Origin of the sequence: Microbacterium sp. Root280D1, assembly GCF_001428975.1 — a bacterium.
Classification (GTDB): Bacteria; Actinomycetota; Actinomycetes; order Actinomycetales; family Microbacteriaceae; genus Microbacterium.
This window is the reverse complement of record NZ_LMJK01000001.1, coordinates 189,859-205,352: the sequence shown is the minus strand read 5'-3', so window position 1 is coordinate 205,352 and position 15,494 is coordinate 189,859. Positions and strand designations below refer to the sequence as shown.

Annotated in this window: 14 protein-coding genes and 1 pseudogene; 6 read left to right on the top strand and 9 right to left on the bottom strand. The window is 66.0% G+C overall.

Going from position 1 to position 15,494, the window contains the following annotated elements; translation table 11 throughout:
- Positions 1 to 6: 6 nt before the first annotated feature.
- From ASE34_RS01085 to ASE34_RS01070, 4 genes and pseudogenes are all read left to right on the top strand, one after another.
- A complete protein-coding gene (locus tag ASE34_RS01085; protein WP_056275593.1) occupies positions 7 to 1,641 on the top strand; it encodes an McrB family protein in 1,635 nt (544 codons plus the stop codon).
- 244 nt (positions 1,642 to 1,885) lie between these two features.
- Complete coding sequence (locus ASE34_RS01080; protein WP_056275590.1) at positions 1,886 to 3,076, top strand: 5-methylcytosine restriction system specificity protein McrC; 1,191 nt, start codon at positions 1,886 to 1,888, stop codon at positions 3,074 to 3,076.
- Positions 3,077 to 3,458: 382 nt separating this feature from the next.
- Positions 3,459 to 3,620 (top strand): annotated as a pseudogene (locus ASE34_RS01075) (DUF779 domain-containing protein); the annotation flags it as partial.
- A gap of 357 nt (positions 3,621 to 3,977) precedes the next feature.
- Entirely contained in the window at positions 3,978 to 4,442 is a 465-nt protein-coding gene (locus ASE34_RS01070; RefSeq protein ID WP_056275585.1) for an HIT family protein, read from the top strand.
- 53 nt (positions 4,443 to 4,495) lie between these two features.
- Here ASE34_RS01070 and ASE34_RS01065 read toward each other — a convergent pair whose 3' ends face one another.
- The 8 genes from ASE34_RS01065 to ASE34_RS01030 form a co-directional block, all read right to left on the bottom strand.
- On the bottom strand, positions 4,496 to 5,251 hold the full coding sequence (locus tag ASE34_RS01065; RefSeq protein WP_056275581.1) for an ABC transporter ATP-binding protein: 756 nt from the start codon (positions 5,249 to 5,251) through the stop codon (positions 4,496 to 4,498).
- Positions 5,248 to 6,045, bottom strand: a complete 798-nt coding sequence (locus tag ASE34_RS01060; RefSeq protein WP_056275578.1) for an ABC transporter ATP-binding protein — start codon at positions 6,043 to 6,045, stop codon at positions 5,248 to 5,250. The genes ASE34_RS01065 and ASE34_RS01060 overlap by 4 nt, the downstream gene beginning before the upstream one ends.
- The gene (locus ASE34_RS01055) at positions 6,042 to 6,902 is read right to left on the bottom strand and encodes an ABC transporter permease (protein WP_056275574.1); all 861 of its coding nucleotides are present in this window, start codon (positions 6,900 to 6,902) and stop codon (positions 6,042 to 6,044) included. Before ASE34_RS01055 ends, ASE34_RS01060 begins: the two co-directional genes overlap by 4 nt.
- The gene (locus ASE34_RS01050; RefSeq protein WP_053098213.1) at positions 6,899 to 7,861 is read right to left on the bottom strand and encodes an ABC transporter permease; all 963 of its coding nucleotides are present in this window, start codon (positions 7,859 to 7,861) and stop codon (positions 6,899 to 6,901) included. Before ASE34_RS01050 ends, ASE34_RS01055 begins: the two co-directional genes overlap by 4 nt.
- A gap of 53 nt (positions 7,862 to 7,914) precedes the next feature.
- Positions 7,915 to 9,408 (bottom strand): ABC transporter substrate-binding protein, encoded by a 1,494-nt coding sequence (locus ASE34_RS01045; RefSeq protein ID WP_056275571.1) that lies wholly within the window; start codon positions 9,406 to 9,408, stop codon positions 7,915 to 7,917.
- A 28-nt stretch (positions 9,409 to 9,436) separates the two neighbouring features.
- Positions 9,437 to 10,132: a DUF1684 domain-containing protein gene (locus tag ASE34_RS01040; RefSeq protein ID WP_056275568.1), complete on the bottom strand. Its 696-nt coding sequence runs from the start codon at positions 10,130 to 10,132 to the stop codon at positions 9,437 to 9,439.
- 372 nt (positions 10,133 to 10,504) lie between these two features.
- Positions 10,505 to 11,620, bottom strand: coding sequence for a hypothetical protein (locus tag ASE34_RS01035; RefSeq protein ID WP_056275563.1), 1,116 nt, complete (start codon positions 11,618 to 11,620; stop codon positions 10,505 to 10,507).
- Positions 11,617 to 12,579 (bottom strand): hypothetical protein, encoded by a 963-nt coding sequence (locus ASE34_RS01030; protein ID WP_235567402.1) that lies wholly within the window; start codon positions 12,577 to 12,579, stop codon positions 11,617 to 11,619. Before ASE34_RS01030 ends, ASE34_RS01035 begins: the two co-directional genes overlap by 4 nt.
- Before the next feature lie 216 nt (positions 12,580 to 12,795).
- Here ASE34_RS01030 and ASE34_RS01025 point away from each other — a divergent pair, with 216 nt between their 5' ends.
- Positions 12,796 to 13,155 carry a hypothetical protein gene (locus tag ASE34_RS01025; RefSeq protein WP_230101268.1) on the top strand — a complete coding sequence of 120 codons (360 nt, stop codon included), beginning with the start codon at positions 12,796 to 12,798 and terminating at the stop codon, positions 13,153 to 13,155.
- Between the two features lie 19 nt (positions 13,156 to 13,174).
- On the opposite strand, the gene ASE34_RS01020 is transcribed toward ASE34_RS01025, so the two are convergent.
- Positions 13,175 to 13,708 (bottom strand): Lrp/AsnC family transcriptional regulator, encoded by a 534-nt coding sequence (locus ASE34_RS01020; protein WP_082586448.1) that lies wholly within the window; start codon positions 13,706 to 13,708, stop codon positions 13,175 to 13,177.
- A 192-nt stretch (positions 13,709 to 13,900) separates the two neighbouring features.
- Between ASE34_RS01020 and ASE34_RS01015 the strand changes: the two genes are divergently transcribed.
- Positions 13,901 to 15,487, top strand: a complete 1,587-nt coding sequence (locus tag ASE34_RS01015) for an ABC transporter substrate-binding protein (protein ID WP_056275560.1) — start codon at positions 13,901 to 13,903, stop codon at positions 15,485 to 15,487.
- Positions 15,488 to 15,494: the final 7 nt, after the last annotated feature.

Here is a 15,494-nt window from a genome sequence, read left to right as displayed (position 1 = left end):
GAAGCTGTGGAACTCGCACTAGAAACGATCCGCGTGGTGAGCCGGTTCAAGAACGTCGTTCTCGAGGGGCCACCCGGCACCGGCAAAAGTCACGTAGTCGCCGAGATCGCGCGGCGTTGGACTGAGCAGACCGGTCGAACGCTGAAAGGCGACGGCCGGGGCGCGTACGCGATCACGATGCACCCCAGCACAACATACGAAGAGTTCATCGATGGGCTCCGGTACGACGAGACCGCCCAGAGCTTCGTTCGCAAAGACGGGTTCATGAGGCGTATTGCCACTGAGGCGAAGGCCGCGCCGGACAAGGACTTCCTCATCCTTCTCGACGAGCTGAACAGAGCGAACGTGCCGAAGGTCTTCGGTGACCTGCTGCTCACGATGGAAGCTAGCAAGCGGGCATCTTGGGATCCAGCGACAGGCGACTGGTCGGGCGGCATGATCGTCACGCTCCCCTACTCCGGCGATCAGTTTTCGCTACCGAGCAACGTCTACCTGCTCGGAACCATGAACTCCACGGACAGGTCAATCGCGCCTCTCGACTCTGCGCTCCGCCGTCGATTCGGCTTCATCCGCGTGCAACCCTTGGGAGGCACTGCGTTGCGAGACCGGCTCCGCGCTGTCGAGGGAGAAGATTCCGCGGCACGTGCGGCACGGTCAATCGACCAACTGACGAACCTCAACGCCGCGCTTCGAGAGTGCCTTGGTCCCGACGCGATGCTGGGACATAGCTACCTCTTCGGAATGTCGCCAACGGTCGGGTTGTTGGCAGATGTCCCAGACCCCCTGGCCGAACTGCGCGCCGCCGCCTCATCTGGGCAAATAAAGGGAGCGTTCTGGGTCGAGTCCCGCAAGCTCGACGGTGGTAGTTTCAATCAGCTTGGCCTCCCTGATGAGGCGCCTCCGCAACGCGAGCACGGCATTCTCTCGTCGTTCTATCCGATGTCGTCGCAAGGGAAGGTGACGGCGCGGCAATCGCCCAAAGGTGAGCGAGACAACGTCGATATCACGTACGCGGGTAAGACCTACCTCTCGAACGTGGTGCGATGGAACAAAGATGGGCCAAACTTCAAGCTGTACCTCAGCGGAGCCACTTCAGCTGGCGAGAAGATGACCGCTGTGACGAAGGATCATCTGTTTGATTTCAAGATTCATACCTTCCTACGTCGTGCGGACCACACCCTCGAACTGGTTCTTCTGGATCTCGACGCGAAAGCAGCGCTCGTGGCCGTCAGCGCGTGGCACGAAGAGTCCAACACGTCAGCACTGAGAAGGTCTTACGGCGAGATCGATCTTGACGAGCTGAAGAAATCTACCGAAGCGCGTACTGATACCGATGCGGACGCTGAGCTCACAATCTGGCGATACGCCATACTTCCGCAACTGATCGACACACTCACCCAAGTCGGAGCGACCGAATTGCTCGACGAGGACGCGCGCGTTCGTTGGCTGGCTGAGACCGGCAATGAGGATGTGGCGGATAGGTGGGCTCTGTTTGACGATTTCCTCGAAGATCTCTCATTGGCCGTGCGCGAAGAGGGCTTCGGGTTGACTCGCGGGCTTGCTGTGACCGAGCTGACGGCGACAGCGCCCACACATGAGGACCTCGATACTCAGGGCGCCAGTCCCTCGGACGATGACTGAAGAGCGACCTCAACTCTGGCTTAGGGCGAGTCCCCAAGGCCGGCGCTCAGGCTTTGTAGTGCTCCCTGACGGACTGGGTGGGCAGGTCTCCTTTACCGTCCTGCCGAAGCCATGGGCGAGCCGCGGCAAGGCGGTGCGCGAAGTTCGTCACACCCCGACGCAAACTACCCACCTAGTACTTCACGAAGGTGAGCTCGCAGCGGTCTCAGCACCCGAACAGGCGCTCGGTGCTCTTGCTCTCGGGTTGAACGATGCCGCGAGCAGCCATGCTGGCCTGCTTGAGCTTGCCGGGGCGCCGAAGTATCGGGACGTCGACGTCGACATCGGCGATGATCCGTGGGAAAGCTTGCTGGACCTAGCCTTGCTCGTCGAGAGAAGCGTACTGCGGACTCATGATGGGATCTTCGAAGGCGACTTCGCTCCTGCGGTACTGCGGCTGATCACTTTTGAGCGCCTTGTGCGAGAGGCGGAGCGCATCCTCTTTAGGGCAAGACCCCGCTATTCCGAACGTACTGAGTTGCTTTCAGTCCCCAGAGGTCGACTATCCGCCGAGAGCCTACTCATCTCGGCGGCATCAGGGATTCCGCAGATCCGCGCTACGTTTGACGAGCTTTCGATGGACACCCCTCTCCTCCGCGTTACACGTGCAGCTCTTCTGGTAGTGGCCAGCACCAGACTTCATCCGAAAGTCCAGTCGCTCAGGCCCGGCCTAGCACCGCGGGCGGCGCAACTTTTGCACTACCTCCAGAGCGTCACACCGCTTGAGCGCTCCGCGGCTGCGAGTATCGCGAAACGACTGCACTTGACCCCGTTGGATAGACCCTGGCGAGGGACACTCGCAGCCGCCGTCCCGGTTCTCTCCGACGAGGATGTTGCGCCCATAACAGGTTCCTCCCGAAGCAGGGTGATCTCTCTGCTGGTTTCAACTGAGAAGGTCTGGGAGCAGTGCCTCGAGATCGCCCTTGCCACTGCTTTCAGTGACCTGCACGTGAACCGAGAGGGTGCGCTTGCTGCGGGCGTGATTGCTTCGCCACCTTGGCTGAGTCAGCAGCCCGAGGCTCAGGCTAAGGAGGGGCTGATGGCACCGGACTTCCTCCTAAGAAACAGATCTGCCACCGTGGTCGTCGACGCGAAGTACAAACTGTCGAAGAGGCCGTCCATCGACGCAGATGATGCATACCAACTCTTCGCCTATAGCCATCTGACGCAACTCCATGGGCGCAGGGCGGACCTCGCTGCCGTTCTGCGACCAGCCCGCGACGGGCAAGTCCCCGAGCAAGCGGTCTTCACGCGGCAGCCCGACTCCGATATGCCTCTCTGGGTGGCGTCACTCCCTTTTCCTAGTCGCGCCGACGTTCGAGATATCGCTCGGTGGCGGGCATATGGTGACAAGCTCGCTTCCCAACTGGTCGAGTTTGGCGCTGTCTGGAGGTAGGACAGCACTACCCCATCATCAGCGTCGGTACAGGTTCCCTCTTACCGGTGTCACTGTCGCAGGGTGGGTGGCTGTTAGCGAAGCCCGAAGCATGAGTCAGCTAGCAGGTGGCCTACACGTTTCGGCGCCCTTAGACGCCATAGTTCCCGGATGACGCAGCGCGACCTTCGAAACCCGCAGTCGGTGACGATGTGAACTAGCTGAGTACGCGAGTCGTCAGCGAAACGCATCGAGGGAGTGCTCAACGAATCCCTGCCACGTCACGGCGGGATGGTTATTTCAAAGCGATTTCAACCTGAAGTCCGGTTTTGAGGGCGAAACGCGAGTATTTCGCCGCTAGCGGAGAAGGAAATCCCGCGGATCTGTGATCGAGAGTCTTGCATTCGAGTACTGGAAGTACACCCACCTCACGATCGACGTCGTGCCTGGTCGCGGTGCCGGCTTCTCGGTCGAGGGTCCCACAGGGATGCGGTTCCTGATCCGCTCGCGGATGCTGAACGACGCGGAGCTGCAGTACTTCGGCCTCGCGCCTTCGGGGAGCTGAGGGAAATGTGGCCAGAAGTATGCCTCTGTTGGCAGCGCATCGGACTAGAAAGGCGAGATGCAGCGCGTATACAGGAGTGAGTTGAAGGACTGCGTATCGCCTCTCGTCGACTTTTGGTTGTCGCAGCCAGGCATCGGTCAGGATATTGAAGACGCACGAAGGCAGTCAGCGGCCGGTGAGTTGCGCACGACTGAGGAGACGATGAAGCGATACGGATTTCAGCCCCGGTGAGTGGAGTCGGTTTCGCGGATCCATCCGGGCGAAACCGCGACAGGCTGCCGGAGCAACCAGCCAAAGCATGGCCGGGATGCCGTGAGTTCTACCGTGGCCGCCCTCGCGCCTGGTTACCATGGGCCGATGTGGTGGACGGATGAGGAGTGGGCCGAACTCGTGGACCCGGAGGTCTGCGGTATGTGTGCCGACGCACATCTGCCGGAGAACGAGCACAGCATCCTGGTGGCCTCGACCGAGATGACTCACGTCCGATTGGTACGAAACCAGGCGCATCCCGGCTACACCGTCGTGATCCTCCGTGAGCATCTCACTGACCTCGGTCAGCTGGATGCCGGCCAGCTCAGCGCGTTCTGGTGCGACGTCCAACGAGCGGGCCGATCCATCGACAGGGCATTCGACCCGCGGAAGATCAACTACCTGGTGATGGGACATCGGGCCCCGCATCTCCACTGCCATGTGTTCCCGCAGCATCTGGCGCATGACCCGCTTCAGAACGTGGACATCTCCGATGGACCTGTGCATCTCCCTGACTCGGACATGACCCATTCTGTGGTCGCACTCCGAGAGGCCTGGCGCGCGTCAGCCTGACACCACGGAGTCGTCTGCGGCCACCCTGCTAGACGATGTCGGCTGGCCGCGACTCAGCGGGGGAGTCGCGGAACCGCGTCGACCAGCGCCCGGGTGTACGGGTCCTGCGGTGCATGCAGCACGGATGCGGTGGCGCCCTGTTCGACGACGCGGCCGTTCTGCAGCACCACGGTGCGGTCGCAGGCTGACGCGATCGCGGTGAGATCGTGCGACACCATCACGAGCGACAGGCCGTTCTCTCGACGCAGGCGGTCGAGCAGCTCGAGCACCTGCACGCGCGTCGTCACGTCGAGGGCGCTCACCGGCTCATCGGCGAGCAGCACGCGCGGGCGCGAGACCACGGCTCGGGCGATCGCGATGCGCTGACGCTGGCCGCCCGAGAACTCATGCGGGTATCGGCGGGCGGTGTCGGCGGGAAGCCCGACCGACTCGAGGGCCTCGGCGATGCGGCGCTGCGCGTCGGCGCCGGAGGCGAGGCCGAGTGAACGCAGGGGCTCGCCGATGATGCGGTCGATGCGCTGACGGGGGTCGAGCGACGAGTACGGATCCTGGAACACCGGCTGCACGCTCGCGCGGAAGCGGCGCATCTGCGCACGGTCGCGCAGCGACAGGGGAGCACCGTCGAAGAGCACCTGTCCATCGCGTGGTGCCGAGAGCCCGAGCATCAGCCGCAGGATCGTGGACTTGCCCGCACCCGACTCGCCCACGAGGCCGAGCGAGTCTCCCTCGTCGAGGCTCAGCGCGATGTCGTCGAGCACCCGGCGCGATCCGTAGGCGAAGCCGGCACTGCGCAGTTCGAGGAGGCTCATGCGTCAGCCTCCTTCGCATCGAGGAACGCATCGAGCGCGCGAGCGCTGTCGACCAGCATCCGCGTGTACGGCTCCGCGGGGCGCCGCAGCACCTCGGCGACCGCCCCCTCCTCGACCACCAGACCGTCGCGCAGCACGACGATGCGGTCGACCATGCGCGACACGACGGCGAGGTCGTGGCTGATGAACAGCAATGCCATGCCGCGTTCGGCGACGAGCCGCTCGAGCAGCGTGAGCACGGCATCCTGCACGGTCACGTCGAGCGCGGTGGTGGGTTCGTCTGCGATGAGCAGCTGTGGCCGGGCGGCCAAGGCGATGGCGATCGCCACACGCTGGCGCTGACCGCCGGACAGCTCGTGCGGGTAGGCGCGCGCGAATCGCGGCTCCGACAGCGACACCTCATCGAGCGCCGCCGTGACGGCCGCCCGCAGTTCCGCGCCGCGCAGGCCGAGATGACGACGCAGCGGCTCGGCGATCTGGCGACCGACCCTCATCAGAGGGTCGAGCGCCGTGAGCGGCTCCTGGAACACGATCTGGGCGACCGGTCCGCGCAACGGCCTCAGGTCGGCATCCCGCGCACCGACGACCTGGTGCCCGTCGAGCAGCACCGACCCGGACGAGACGAGAGAATCCGGCAGCAGGCCGGTGACCGCGAGCGAGGTGAGCGACTTGCCCGACCCGGACTCGCCGATCAGCCCCAGGCGCTCGCCGGGCTGCAGCGAGAACGAGACATCGCGCACGAGAGCCCCGGATCCGGAGCGAACGGTGAGCCCTGCGACCTCGAGAATGCTCATCGGCTCCTCCTGCGGGTCGGGTCGGCGAGATCGCGCAGGCCGTCGGCGAGGAAGTTGACCCCGAGCACGAGGGCGATGATCGCGATGCCGGGGGCGATCGCGCCGACGGGAGCGGTGAGCACGGTGCCCTGCGCCTCCTGCAGCATCCGACCCCACGAGGCGTTGGGCGGCGGGGCACCGAGCCCGAGGTACGACAGGCTGGCCTCCGCGAGCACTGCGGCACCGAACTGCAGCGCCAGACTGACCGCGAGGGTCGGTGCGATGTTGGGGAGCACGTGCTGGAACACGATGCCGAGCACACCCGTGCCGCTGGTGCGTGCGGCGGTGATGTACTGCTCCTGCAGCACGCGGCGCGAGAGGATGCGGGTGAGACGCGCGACGACCGCCGACATCGCCAGTCCGATCGCGAGCACCGCCGACCACAGCGACGCTCCCTGCACCGCGACGACGAGCATCGCGAGCAGCAGCACCGGGAAGGCGATCACGACGTCCAGTCCGGCGGAGAGCGTGTCGTCGACCCATGGCCGCGAGAAGGCGGCGATCAGTCCGACGATCACGCCGAGAACGGCGGCGATCGCGACCGAGCAGATGCCCACGATCAAGGCGATCCTCGCACCCCACATGAGCTGCGAGAGCAGGTCGCGGCCGAGCCGATCGGTGCCGAGCAGGTGCATGGCGCTCGGCCCCTCGAGACGACTTCCACTCGTGTCGGCGAGCGGATAGGGGAGCCAGAACAGCGACACCAGCGCGATGAGCACGATGATGCCGGTGAGCACGAGCCCGATCAGCAGGGTCGCCTTCGGCCGCCTCCGCACGGGGACGGATCCGGTGATCAGCTGCTCGGCGACGCGGCTCATCGGTTGCCCGAGACGCTCGTGCGCAGTCGCGGATCGATCAGGCGCTGCACGATGTCGGCGGCGAACCCGACGAGCAGCACGAAGAGGGTGCTGACGACGAGGACACCCTGGATGACCTGGAAATCATGCTGTTCGATGGCCGACAGCAGCAGACTGCCGAGACCGGGAAGAGTGAAGACGCTCTCGACGACGACCGCGCCGAGCAGCGTGGTGGACAGCTCGATGCCGAGGACCGCGACGACCGGCACCGAGCCGTTGCGCACTCCGTGACGCAGCAGCGCCTCGGACATGCCCGACCCGCCGGCGCGCGCGGTGCGGAGGTAATCGCTGCCGATCACGTCGAGGGTGGCGGAGCGCACGTAACGGCTGAGGGATGCACTCATCACGATCACGATCGTCGTCACCGGCAGCGCGAGAGAGCGTAGCGCGTCGGCCGGATCCTCCCAGCCGTCGCGCGGGAATCCGCCGGACGGCAGCAGGCCGAGGCCGAGTGCGAAGATCCAGACGAGCACGACGCCCACCCAGAACACCGGCACGGCAACACCCAGCTGCGCGAATCCCGAGAGCGCGATGCCGTACCAGCGGTCGGACTTCACGGCGGCGGTGATGCCGATCACCAGGGAGACGAGAAGGGCGGCGGTGAACGCGATGAGTGTGAGTGGGAGGGTCACGGCGAGGCGATCGGCGATGTCGGGGCCGACCGGACGCGAGCTCAGGAACGACTCACCGAGGTCGAAGCGCAGGAGCTGACCGGCCCAGGTCGTGAACTGCTGCAGGAGGGGCTGATCCGAGCCGACCTGTGCGCGGGCGGCGGCGATCTGCTCGGGTGTCGCATTCACCGAGAGCAGGGCGTTCGCCGGGTCGCCGGGGAGCAGCCGCAGCAGCACGAAGATCGCGATCATCGCGACGACGAGCGAGACCACGAGGAACGCGAGGCGGCGCAGCAGGTAGGCGAGCATGGCTTCTCAGGATGAAAGAGGGGGATGCCGACACGCGGCATCCCCCTCGCGCGTCAGGACTTGACGATGTCGTAGGCGAAGAACTGCGAGTTCAGGCCGTTGACCGGGTAACCGCTGAGGTCGCTCGAGGCGACCACGATCTGCGGGTACAGGTACAACCATACGCTCGCGGCATCCTCGGCGATCTTCTCGTTGACCTGCTTCAGCAGAGCTGTCTGCTCGTCGGTCGTGGCGGCCTGCTCGGCCTCGGCGACCCACTGCTGCACCTGGGCGTCGTCGTAGCCCCAGTAGAAGTCGGGGTTGCCGTACCAGACCACGTCGCGGTCGTTCACGTGCTCCTGCAGGGTGGCCTCGAAGTCCTGCTCCTTGAAGACCTTGGTGTACCACTCGTCGGCGCTGATCGTGTTGATCTCGACCGTGATGCCGACCTCGGCGAGCTGCGACTGCAGGAACTCCGCGACGGCGGGGTGCGGGTCGTAGCTCGGGGTGTCGAGCGTGAAGGTGAAGCCGTCCGCGTAGCCGGCCTGCGCGAGCAGATCCTTCGAGAGGTCGACGTCGTACGGGTTCACCTGGGTGAGGTCTTCGTACCAGGGGTCGGTGGGCGGCACCATCGATCCGATGAGCGTGCCGTAGTCGCCCCAGATCGACTCGAGCAGCTTCTGGGTGTCGATGGCCGAGTAGATCGCCTTGCGCACGACGGCGTTGTCGAACGGGGCGACCCGGTCGTTGAAGGCGAGCAGCTCCTTGGTCGTCGAGGTGCCCTCGCTGATGACGTAGTCGTCGCTGTCGAACTGCGCGAGCGAGTCCGGGCTCTGCACGCTGGTGATCACGTCGATCTCGCCGGTGGCCAGAGCGTTGTTCTCAGCGGTCGCGTCGGTGAAGTACGTGTAGACGACCTCGCCGTTCTTGGCGGGCTCGCCCCAGTAGTCGTCCCAGCGCTCGAGGGTCAGGGTCGAGCCCTTCTTCCACTCGTCGAGCGTGTAGGGGCCGGTGCCGTCTTCCGTGCCGGTGATGTCACCGGCCTCGTCGTTGACGATCCAGACGTAGCTGAGGTTGTAGAGGAACGAGATCGACCGCTGCGACAGCGTGAAGACGACGGTCTGGTCATCGGGCGTCGCGATGTCGGCGATGGTCGTGAAGCTCGACTTGCGCGCCGACACGGAGTCCTCGGCGGTGACGGCCTCGATGCTCGACTTCACGTCGGCGGACGTGAGCGGGTCACCCGAGTGGAACGTCACATCGTCGCGCAGAGTGATCGTGTAGGTCAGGCCGTCATCCGACACCTGGGCGTCTTCGGCGAGAAGCGGCTCGACCTCTCCGTCGTCGGTCAGGCGATAGAGGCCCTCGTAGACGTTGCCGGTCAGTGCCTCGGTCACACCCTGGCCGCCGCCCTGCGTGTTGCTCAGGTTGGTGGGCTCGTACAGCGACCCGATGAAGATGGTGGCGTCTTCGCTCGCGGCGTCGTCGGTGGCGCCCGACGCGCAGCCGGCCACGAGGGCGAGCGTGGCGACGGCGCCGAGCGCGCCGAGGATGCGGGTTCTTCTCATGAGTGCTCCAGGGTGAGGGTGCGCGGCGTCACGCCGCGTAGATGTCGAAGCCGTCGCGGAAGACGACGTTCTTCTCGCCTGCTCGGATAGGCAGGGGGAAGCGGTTGGATGCCGGCGGCAGCGGGCAGTTGTACTGGGCGCTGAATCCGCACGGCGGCACGAAGGCGCGGTTGAAGTCGAGCACCACGGTGCCCTCGTCGTCACGGAGCTCTACGAAGAGGAAGCGGCCGGATCCGTAGGTCTCGGAACCGTTCGTCTCGTCGCCGAAGACGAGCAGCAGCGTGCCGCCGTCGTCGAAGGCCGCAAGGTCGTACGCGCGGCCGTCGAGCACGAAGTGGATGTCGCCGGGGACGACGAGCTCACGCGTGCCGCCGTTGTCGCGGATGTGCTCGAACGACACCCGACGATCGCCGGAGACCGGCGTGAAGTGTCCCTCGAGAACCCATGCCGGGTCGTACTCGTATGTGTCGATGCGGTCGAAGGCGCGGATGGCGGGGGACTCGGCATCCCACACGCGCAGCCCGTGCTCGGCCTCCCCGGTCTCGATGTTCGTGCGCTGGATCGGCGTCACGGTCACCGTGTCGGATGAGGCCTGCCGCTCGGCATCCAGATCGGGAGCCTCGCCCGTCCAGCGGGTCTCGATCAGCGCGAGGTTGCCGGTCGCAGAGGTGACGGAGGCGCGGCGATCGGCCTGCCACTGGGTGTGATCTTCGAGTTCAGACATCACCTTCCATTCTCTTGCATGCAGACGGGGGTGGGGCCGGACGCGTCACTCTGGGTAACGGAGATCACGGTGCGAGGAGGGTATGCACGAATGCGGTGTCGGAAAGGCGCCCCAGACCCTCATTTCGCACGTTTCTGGACCGGATGCAACGTGTTCGGTCGAGTCTCTCGGACGCAATGGAATGCAACGTATACCGGTATACCATTACTCATATACGCGCAGAGTCGTCAGTCCCCAGCTGACCCGCGCGTGGACGGTTCGACCGTCCTGCGGAGGGAGAGTCAGATCTTCTTCTGATCCCGAGGGGGGATGGGGTGGGAGCGCTGATCCCCAGTCAGCACCCACCCCCACAACCCACCCTCGGGGGTTCCCTCAGAACGACCTGAACCAGAACCAGATCAGTGCGAAGCCGACGAGGAACACGATCGGCACCCACTGGAAGCTGCGCTTCAGCCGGCGTCCCTCACGCGCGACTCCTGGCGGGGGAGCGAGAAGACCGGCCGGCGGAGCGAAGGGCAGACTCGCGGACGCGCCCACCGGTGCGAGGGCGGGCGACGGAGACGCCGGAGCCGCACTCTCGAGCCGCAGACGCTCATCGCGCCAGCGCTCCCACTGATCGAGCTTCGTCATCAAGGCGCCGACGGCTCCGAACAGCCACGCCCAGGTCGCAGGGTCGAGGGTCGACGCCTTGCGCTGTGTATAGAGGAACATCCAGTCGTCGACGATCTCGACATCGAGCTCGGCGGCATTGTCGATGAACCTGGCCATGATGTCGGGCGTGAACAGATACAGCGCGTCACGCTCGTACCCCTCGGGGCAGTACAGGGTGAAGTACTGATCGAAGTCGCCCTCCAGCGAGAGGCGCTGCTCGCGCTGGAACGACGCGGGCAGATTCGACCCGAAGCCGTTGTTGCCCTTGGCGTCGAGCACGATGTTCGGCAGGGGCACATCGAGCTTGACGGCGACGTAGCCCCAGCGGTGGGTGGTCGAGTTCTTCCCCGACCCGGTCGTGTATCGGTAGTTGCCGAACTCGACGAAGCGAGGCTTCGCGCCTCGCACGAGATCGGTGGCTTCTCGGGAGCGTCCGAGGCCGAACAGCATGCCCGGAAGGGCAGGGTCGGCGACCCTGGCCTCGTACGTCATCCCGTTCGCCCGGGCGAATGCGTCGAGGCGGTACCGCGCGATGCGGGATCGGCGCCAGCCGACGGTGGCGATCGTGATCCCGACGACTGCGGCGACGAGGATCCCGATGCCGGCGAACGACGACGACCCTGCATCGGTGAGCAGCGAGACCATCGTCGCGCCGACGACCGTCATGGCCGCGAGGAACACGATGCCGAAGATCACGAAGGCGACGATCGTCGTGGCCGAGCCGCCCATCTTGCCCCGCGAGCGCAGCTCGGCGTTGAAGGTGCTGACGGCCCGGGCGTCGACGGGATCGGTGAGCGGGCGGGCGTCGAACGATGCGGCCGGCTGCGGTGCCGTCATCGGTTCACCTCGTCGGAGTCCCACGTGAGTTCGGCGTTCTCGGGGATGGCGAAGACCTCGAGGAGGTCGTCGGCGATGAGCTCGGCGATCAGCTCGGCGGACCCCGCGATGATCGTCGAGTCGTAGTCGACCTCGGTGACGAGCACCCAGGCGTGATCGTCGGGCCACAGGATGCTGGGGCTCTGTGCGGCCGGCGCGAACCCGTGCTCCTCGGACTCGCGATCCCGCCACGGCACGTCGAGCACCCAGTCCCGACGCGCGAACGTGCTCGGCGCACCACGGAACAGCACGTGATCGCGGTCCGGCAGCTCCAGCCGCGGACCCTCCGAGACCTCGCGCGACAGGATGCCCTCCTGCCACGTCGGCTTGCGGAACGCGTTGTTGAGCGGATCGCGGATGCTGCGATCGAGCATCGCCCGGTGGTTCGGGTCGTCGTCGAACGTGAGGAATGTGCGCGAGGGGCCGTGTCCGAGGTGACCCAGCAACCCGCCCGTGCCCTCCCAGAGCGCGGCGAATCCGGCATCCGGCGTCGCGGTATGCGCGACGAGATGACCCACGACGGTCGCGAGCACCTCAGGCGAGACGACGCCGTCCATCGGCGCGGTGAACTCGCGCCCGTCGGGGGAGATCCGCGCGTTCCAGTCGGTCTCCGGCGGAGTGCGCACGATCCGCTGCCATTGAGCGAGAGGATGCAGCGTCGTGCCGAAGGCGGCGGCCGTCTGCGCCCATGTCGCCGGTTCATCGATGAACCGATCGAGGAGCGACTGTCGCTCGGCCTCCGGCATCCGGTCGTAGTCGTCGTAGGTCGGCACCGGTCGGTCGGGGAGCGATCGCACGATCGCAGGGTGCAGGATGCGCGCATACGCGGGGAAGCCGTGCGGCACCACGGCGTGCATCGTCGAGTTCCAGGGGTCGTCGAGACGCTCGCGCAGCCAGTCTCCGGCAGAGGTGTCAGGCATCCAGTGCATGCGACCCACGGTACCCGGGGGCCTTCCCGACTCCCGAGGTCTCGACGGCGATGCGGCACCTCGACCCCGATCGTGTGGTCAGACGAAAGGGCGCGCCGGGGAGCCTCTCTGCGGAATTCGTCTCGCTCCGCGCGCCCGTCCGGCGGCCGACCCAGACGGTTCACGAGGCGAGATGAGAGTCGCCGCCACCCCCTCCATAATCGGAGGGTGAGCACGACTGCAACCATCCCCTCCCTCGACGGCCGCCGGTTCCTGATGGTCTCGTCGACCACCTCGGCCGTGGATCCCGAATCGCCCAGCGAGTTCGTGTACTGGGAGAAGGACGGGGCGATCTGGGGCGACTACTCCGGTGACACCGTCACCTTCGGGCGCTTCGTCGGCACCCGCACCGGCGACACCATCTGGGTCTCGTTCGTGCACGTGCTCGTCTCCGACGGCACCGTCGTGACCGGAGACGGGGAGAGCCGGCTCGAGCTCACGGATGACGGTCGCATCCGCCTCGTCGAGCACTACGAGATGCACGGACTGCCGCAGCTCAGCGTCTGCGAAGAGCCCGCAGCCGCCTGACGGCTCGTTCCGCCGCGGGTCAGCGTGGCGGGAGCATGTCGCGGCCCGGCGTCGCCGGCGTCCACCGCGTCATGCCCAGCGGCGTGGCCAGGTCGCGCTCGGGCAGGTCGCTCGGCAGCAGGAACGACCGGCGGATGACCTCGTCGAGCACGACCACGCTGACGACCGTGCGCACCTCGGGCAGCTGCGCGATGACACCCGTCGTGAACTCGTGCACGCCGCTCACGTCGACCGCACGGATCAGCAGCATGGCGTCGTGCTCGCCGGTGGTGATGGCGCACCACTCGACATCGGGCATCTCGAGCACGCTCTCGCGGAACGACGCCCAGGCCTGCGGGTGCACGGTGACGAAGACCAGCGCACCGATCGACAGCCCGGCCTTCGACTGGTCGACGCGGGCGCTGAATCCCGTGATCACTCCGTCCTGCATGAGCGTCTCGACGCGGGTATAGGCGTTGGCCCGCGAGATCCCGACGGTCTCGGCCAGTGCGGCGATCGAGATACGACCGTTATCACGCAGCGTCTCGAGGATTCTGTTCCAGTGGGGCGGCACTTCGTCCAGATTGCCTCGTGGCTTCGTCGCTCTTGGTGGACACAATGCTCCTCACGGGCGGGGTCTTGGACAGACTGTGATGACGTCTGCATTCTCGCTGGACACATAGTCCCATACAATGCGAATCTGATCACCGGTCGTCCACCCGGCGTCGACCGAACCCGATGAAACTCCTCGCCCCTGGAGGCCCATATGTCGTCACGTCGCAGCACGTCCGTCATCGCGATCGGAGCCGTCGCTCTCTTCGCCCTCGCTGGTTGCTCCGGTGGCAACTCGGCGAACAACGGCGGAGAATCCTCCGGTTCCGACTCGCTCGTCATCGACACCGCGTTCTCGATCGAGACCGCCGACCCGGGTCACACCTACGACCCGACCGGCAACATGATCGCCAAGGCGCTCTACGAGACGCTCGTCGACTTCGAGGGCTCCGACGTCTCGACCCCCGTCCCCGGCCTCGCATCGTGGGAGCAGAACGACGAGGCGACCGAGTTCACGTTCACGCTCGAGGGGGACCGCGTCTTCTCCGACGGCTCGCCGATCGAGGCGAAGGACGTCGTCTTCACCCTGCAGCGCATCCAGGGCATGACCGATGCCAAGCCGAACTTCCTCCTGGGCGGTCTGACCATCACCGAGGTCGACGAGAAGACGATCTCGATCACCTCCGAGACGCCGCTGCTGCAGCTGCCCGCGATCCTCGCGAACCCGGCGCTCGGCATCGTCAACTCCGACGTCGTGATCGAGAACGGCGGAACCACCGACGGCACCGACAGCGCACAGGAGTTCCTCGACGGAACCTCCGCCGGCTCTGGACCGTTCGTGCTCGACACCCTCGACCTCTCGTCGCAGGTCGTGCTGACCAAGAGCGACGAGTACAACGGCGACGAAGAGTCTGAATACGCCCGTGTCGTCGTGCGCAACGTCTCGGAGAGCGCGACGCAGCTCGCGAACCTCAAGGGCGGCGACTCGATGGTCGCGATGGACCTCAACGGCGACCAGGTCTCGGGCCTCGGCGACGGACTGAACGTCGAGTCGGTGCCGTCGGGCCAGACGATCTTCCTGCTGCTCAACCAGTCCGAGGCCGTCGCGGGCGAGCTCGCGAACGTCAAGATCGCCGAGGCGATCCGCTACGCGCTCGACTACGACGCGCTGCTCGAGCTCGCGGGTGCCGGCGCCGTGCAGGCGACCGGAGTGATCCCGCCCGGATTCGAGGGCGCCCTCGACAGCGGTGTGGAGCAGGACCTCGACAAGTCGAAGGCTGCTCTGGCCGAGGCCGGCTACACGGGTCAGACCCTGAAGCTGCAGTTCCCGAACGACTACCCGGTCGGCGGTGTGGAGTTCACCCCGCTCGCCGAGCGCGTCCAGGCTCAGCTCGAGGATGCCGGCATCGCCGTCGAACTCGCGCCTGCCCCGTTCGCCACCGAGCTCGACGCGTACGTCAACGGCACCGAGGGCTTCGGCCTGTGGTTCTGGGGCCCCGACTACGCCGACTCGGCGAACTTCCTTCCGTTCGCTCCCGGTCTGAAGGTCGGCCTGCGTGCCGGCTGGGCGGCTGAGGCGAACCCCGAGATCGCAGGCATCGCAGCCGGTGCTGCCGCCGCTACCGATGAGGCCCAGCGCAGCGAGGCCTTCACCTCGTTCGCCGAGGCGATGCAGACCGAGGGTCCCTTCGTTCCGCTGATCGTCCCCGGTCGCAACATCGCCACGGCGGATGCCGTCACCGGCGCCGTGTACAACTCGGTGTGGGAGATGGACATCGCCGAGATCACGCCTGCCGGCTGATCGGAGC

What these genes read in the sequence shown, in the direction of transcription:
- ASE34_RS01055 (WP_056275574.1), bottom strand. Translation starts at nt 6,902, where the DNA reads ATGAGCCGCGTCGCCGAGCAGCTGATCACCGGATCCGTCCCCGTGCGG.
- ASE34_RS01060 (WP_056275578.1), bottom strand. Translation starts at nt 6,045, where the DNA reads ATGAGCATTCTCGAGGTCGCAGGGCTCACCGTTCGCTCCGGATCCGGG.
- ASE34_RS01070 (WP_056275585.1), top strand. Translation starts at nt 3,978, where the DNA reads ATGTGGTGGACGGATGAGGAGTGGGCCGAACTCGTGGACCCGGAGGTC.
- ASE34_RS01030 (WP_235567402.1), bottom strand. Translation starts at nt 12,579, where the DNA reads ATGCCTGACACCTCTGCCGGAGACTGGCTGCGCGAGCGTCTCGACGAC.
- ASE34_RS01050 (WP_053098213.1), bottom strand. Translation starts at nt 7,861, where the DNA reads ATGCTCGCCTACCTGCTGCGCCGCCTCGCGTTCCTCGTGGTCTCGCTC.
- ASE34_RS01045 (WP_056275571.1), bottom strand. Translation starts at nt 9,408, where the DNA reads ATGAGAAGAACCCGCATCCTCGGCGCGCTCGGCGCCGTCGCCACGCTC.
- ASE34_RS01015 (WP_056275560.1), top strand. Translation starts at nt 13,901, where the DNA reads ATGTCGTCACGTCGCAGCACGTCCGTCATCGCGATCGGAGCCGTCGCT.
- ASE34_RS01065 (WP_056275581.1), bottom strand. Translation starts at nt 5,251, where the DNA reads ATGAGCCTCCTCGAACTGCGCAGTGCCGGCTTCGCCTACGGATCGCGC.
- ASE34_RS01035 (WP_056275563.1), bottom strand. Translation starts at nt 11,620, where the DNA reads ATGACGGCACCGCAGCCGGCCGCATCGTTCGACGCCCGCCCGCTCACC.
- ASE34_RS01040 (WP_056275568.1), bottom strand. Translation starts at nt 10,132, where the DNA reads ATGTCTGAACTCGAAGATCACACCCAGTGGCAGGCCGATCGCCGCGCC.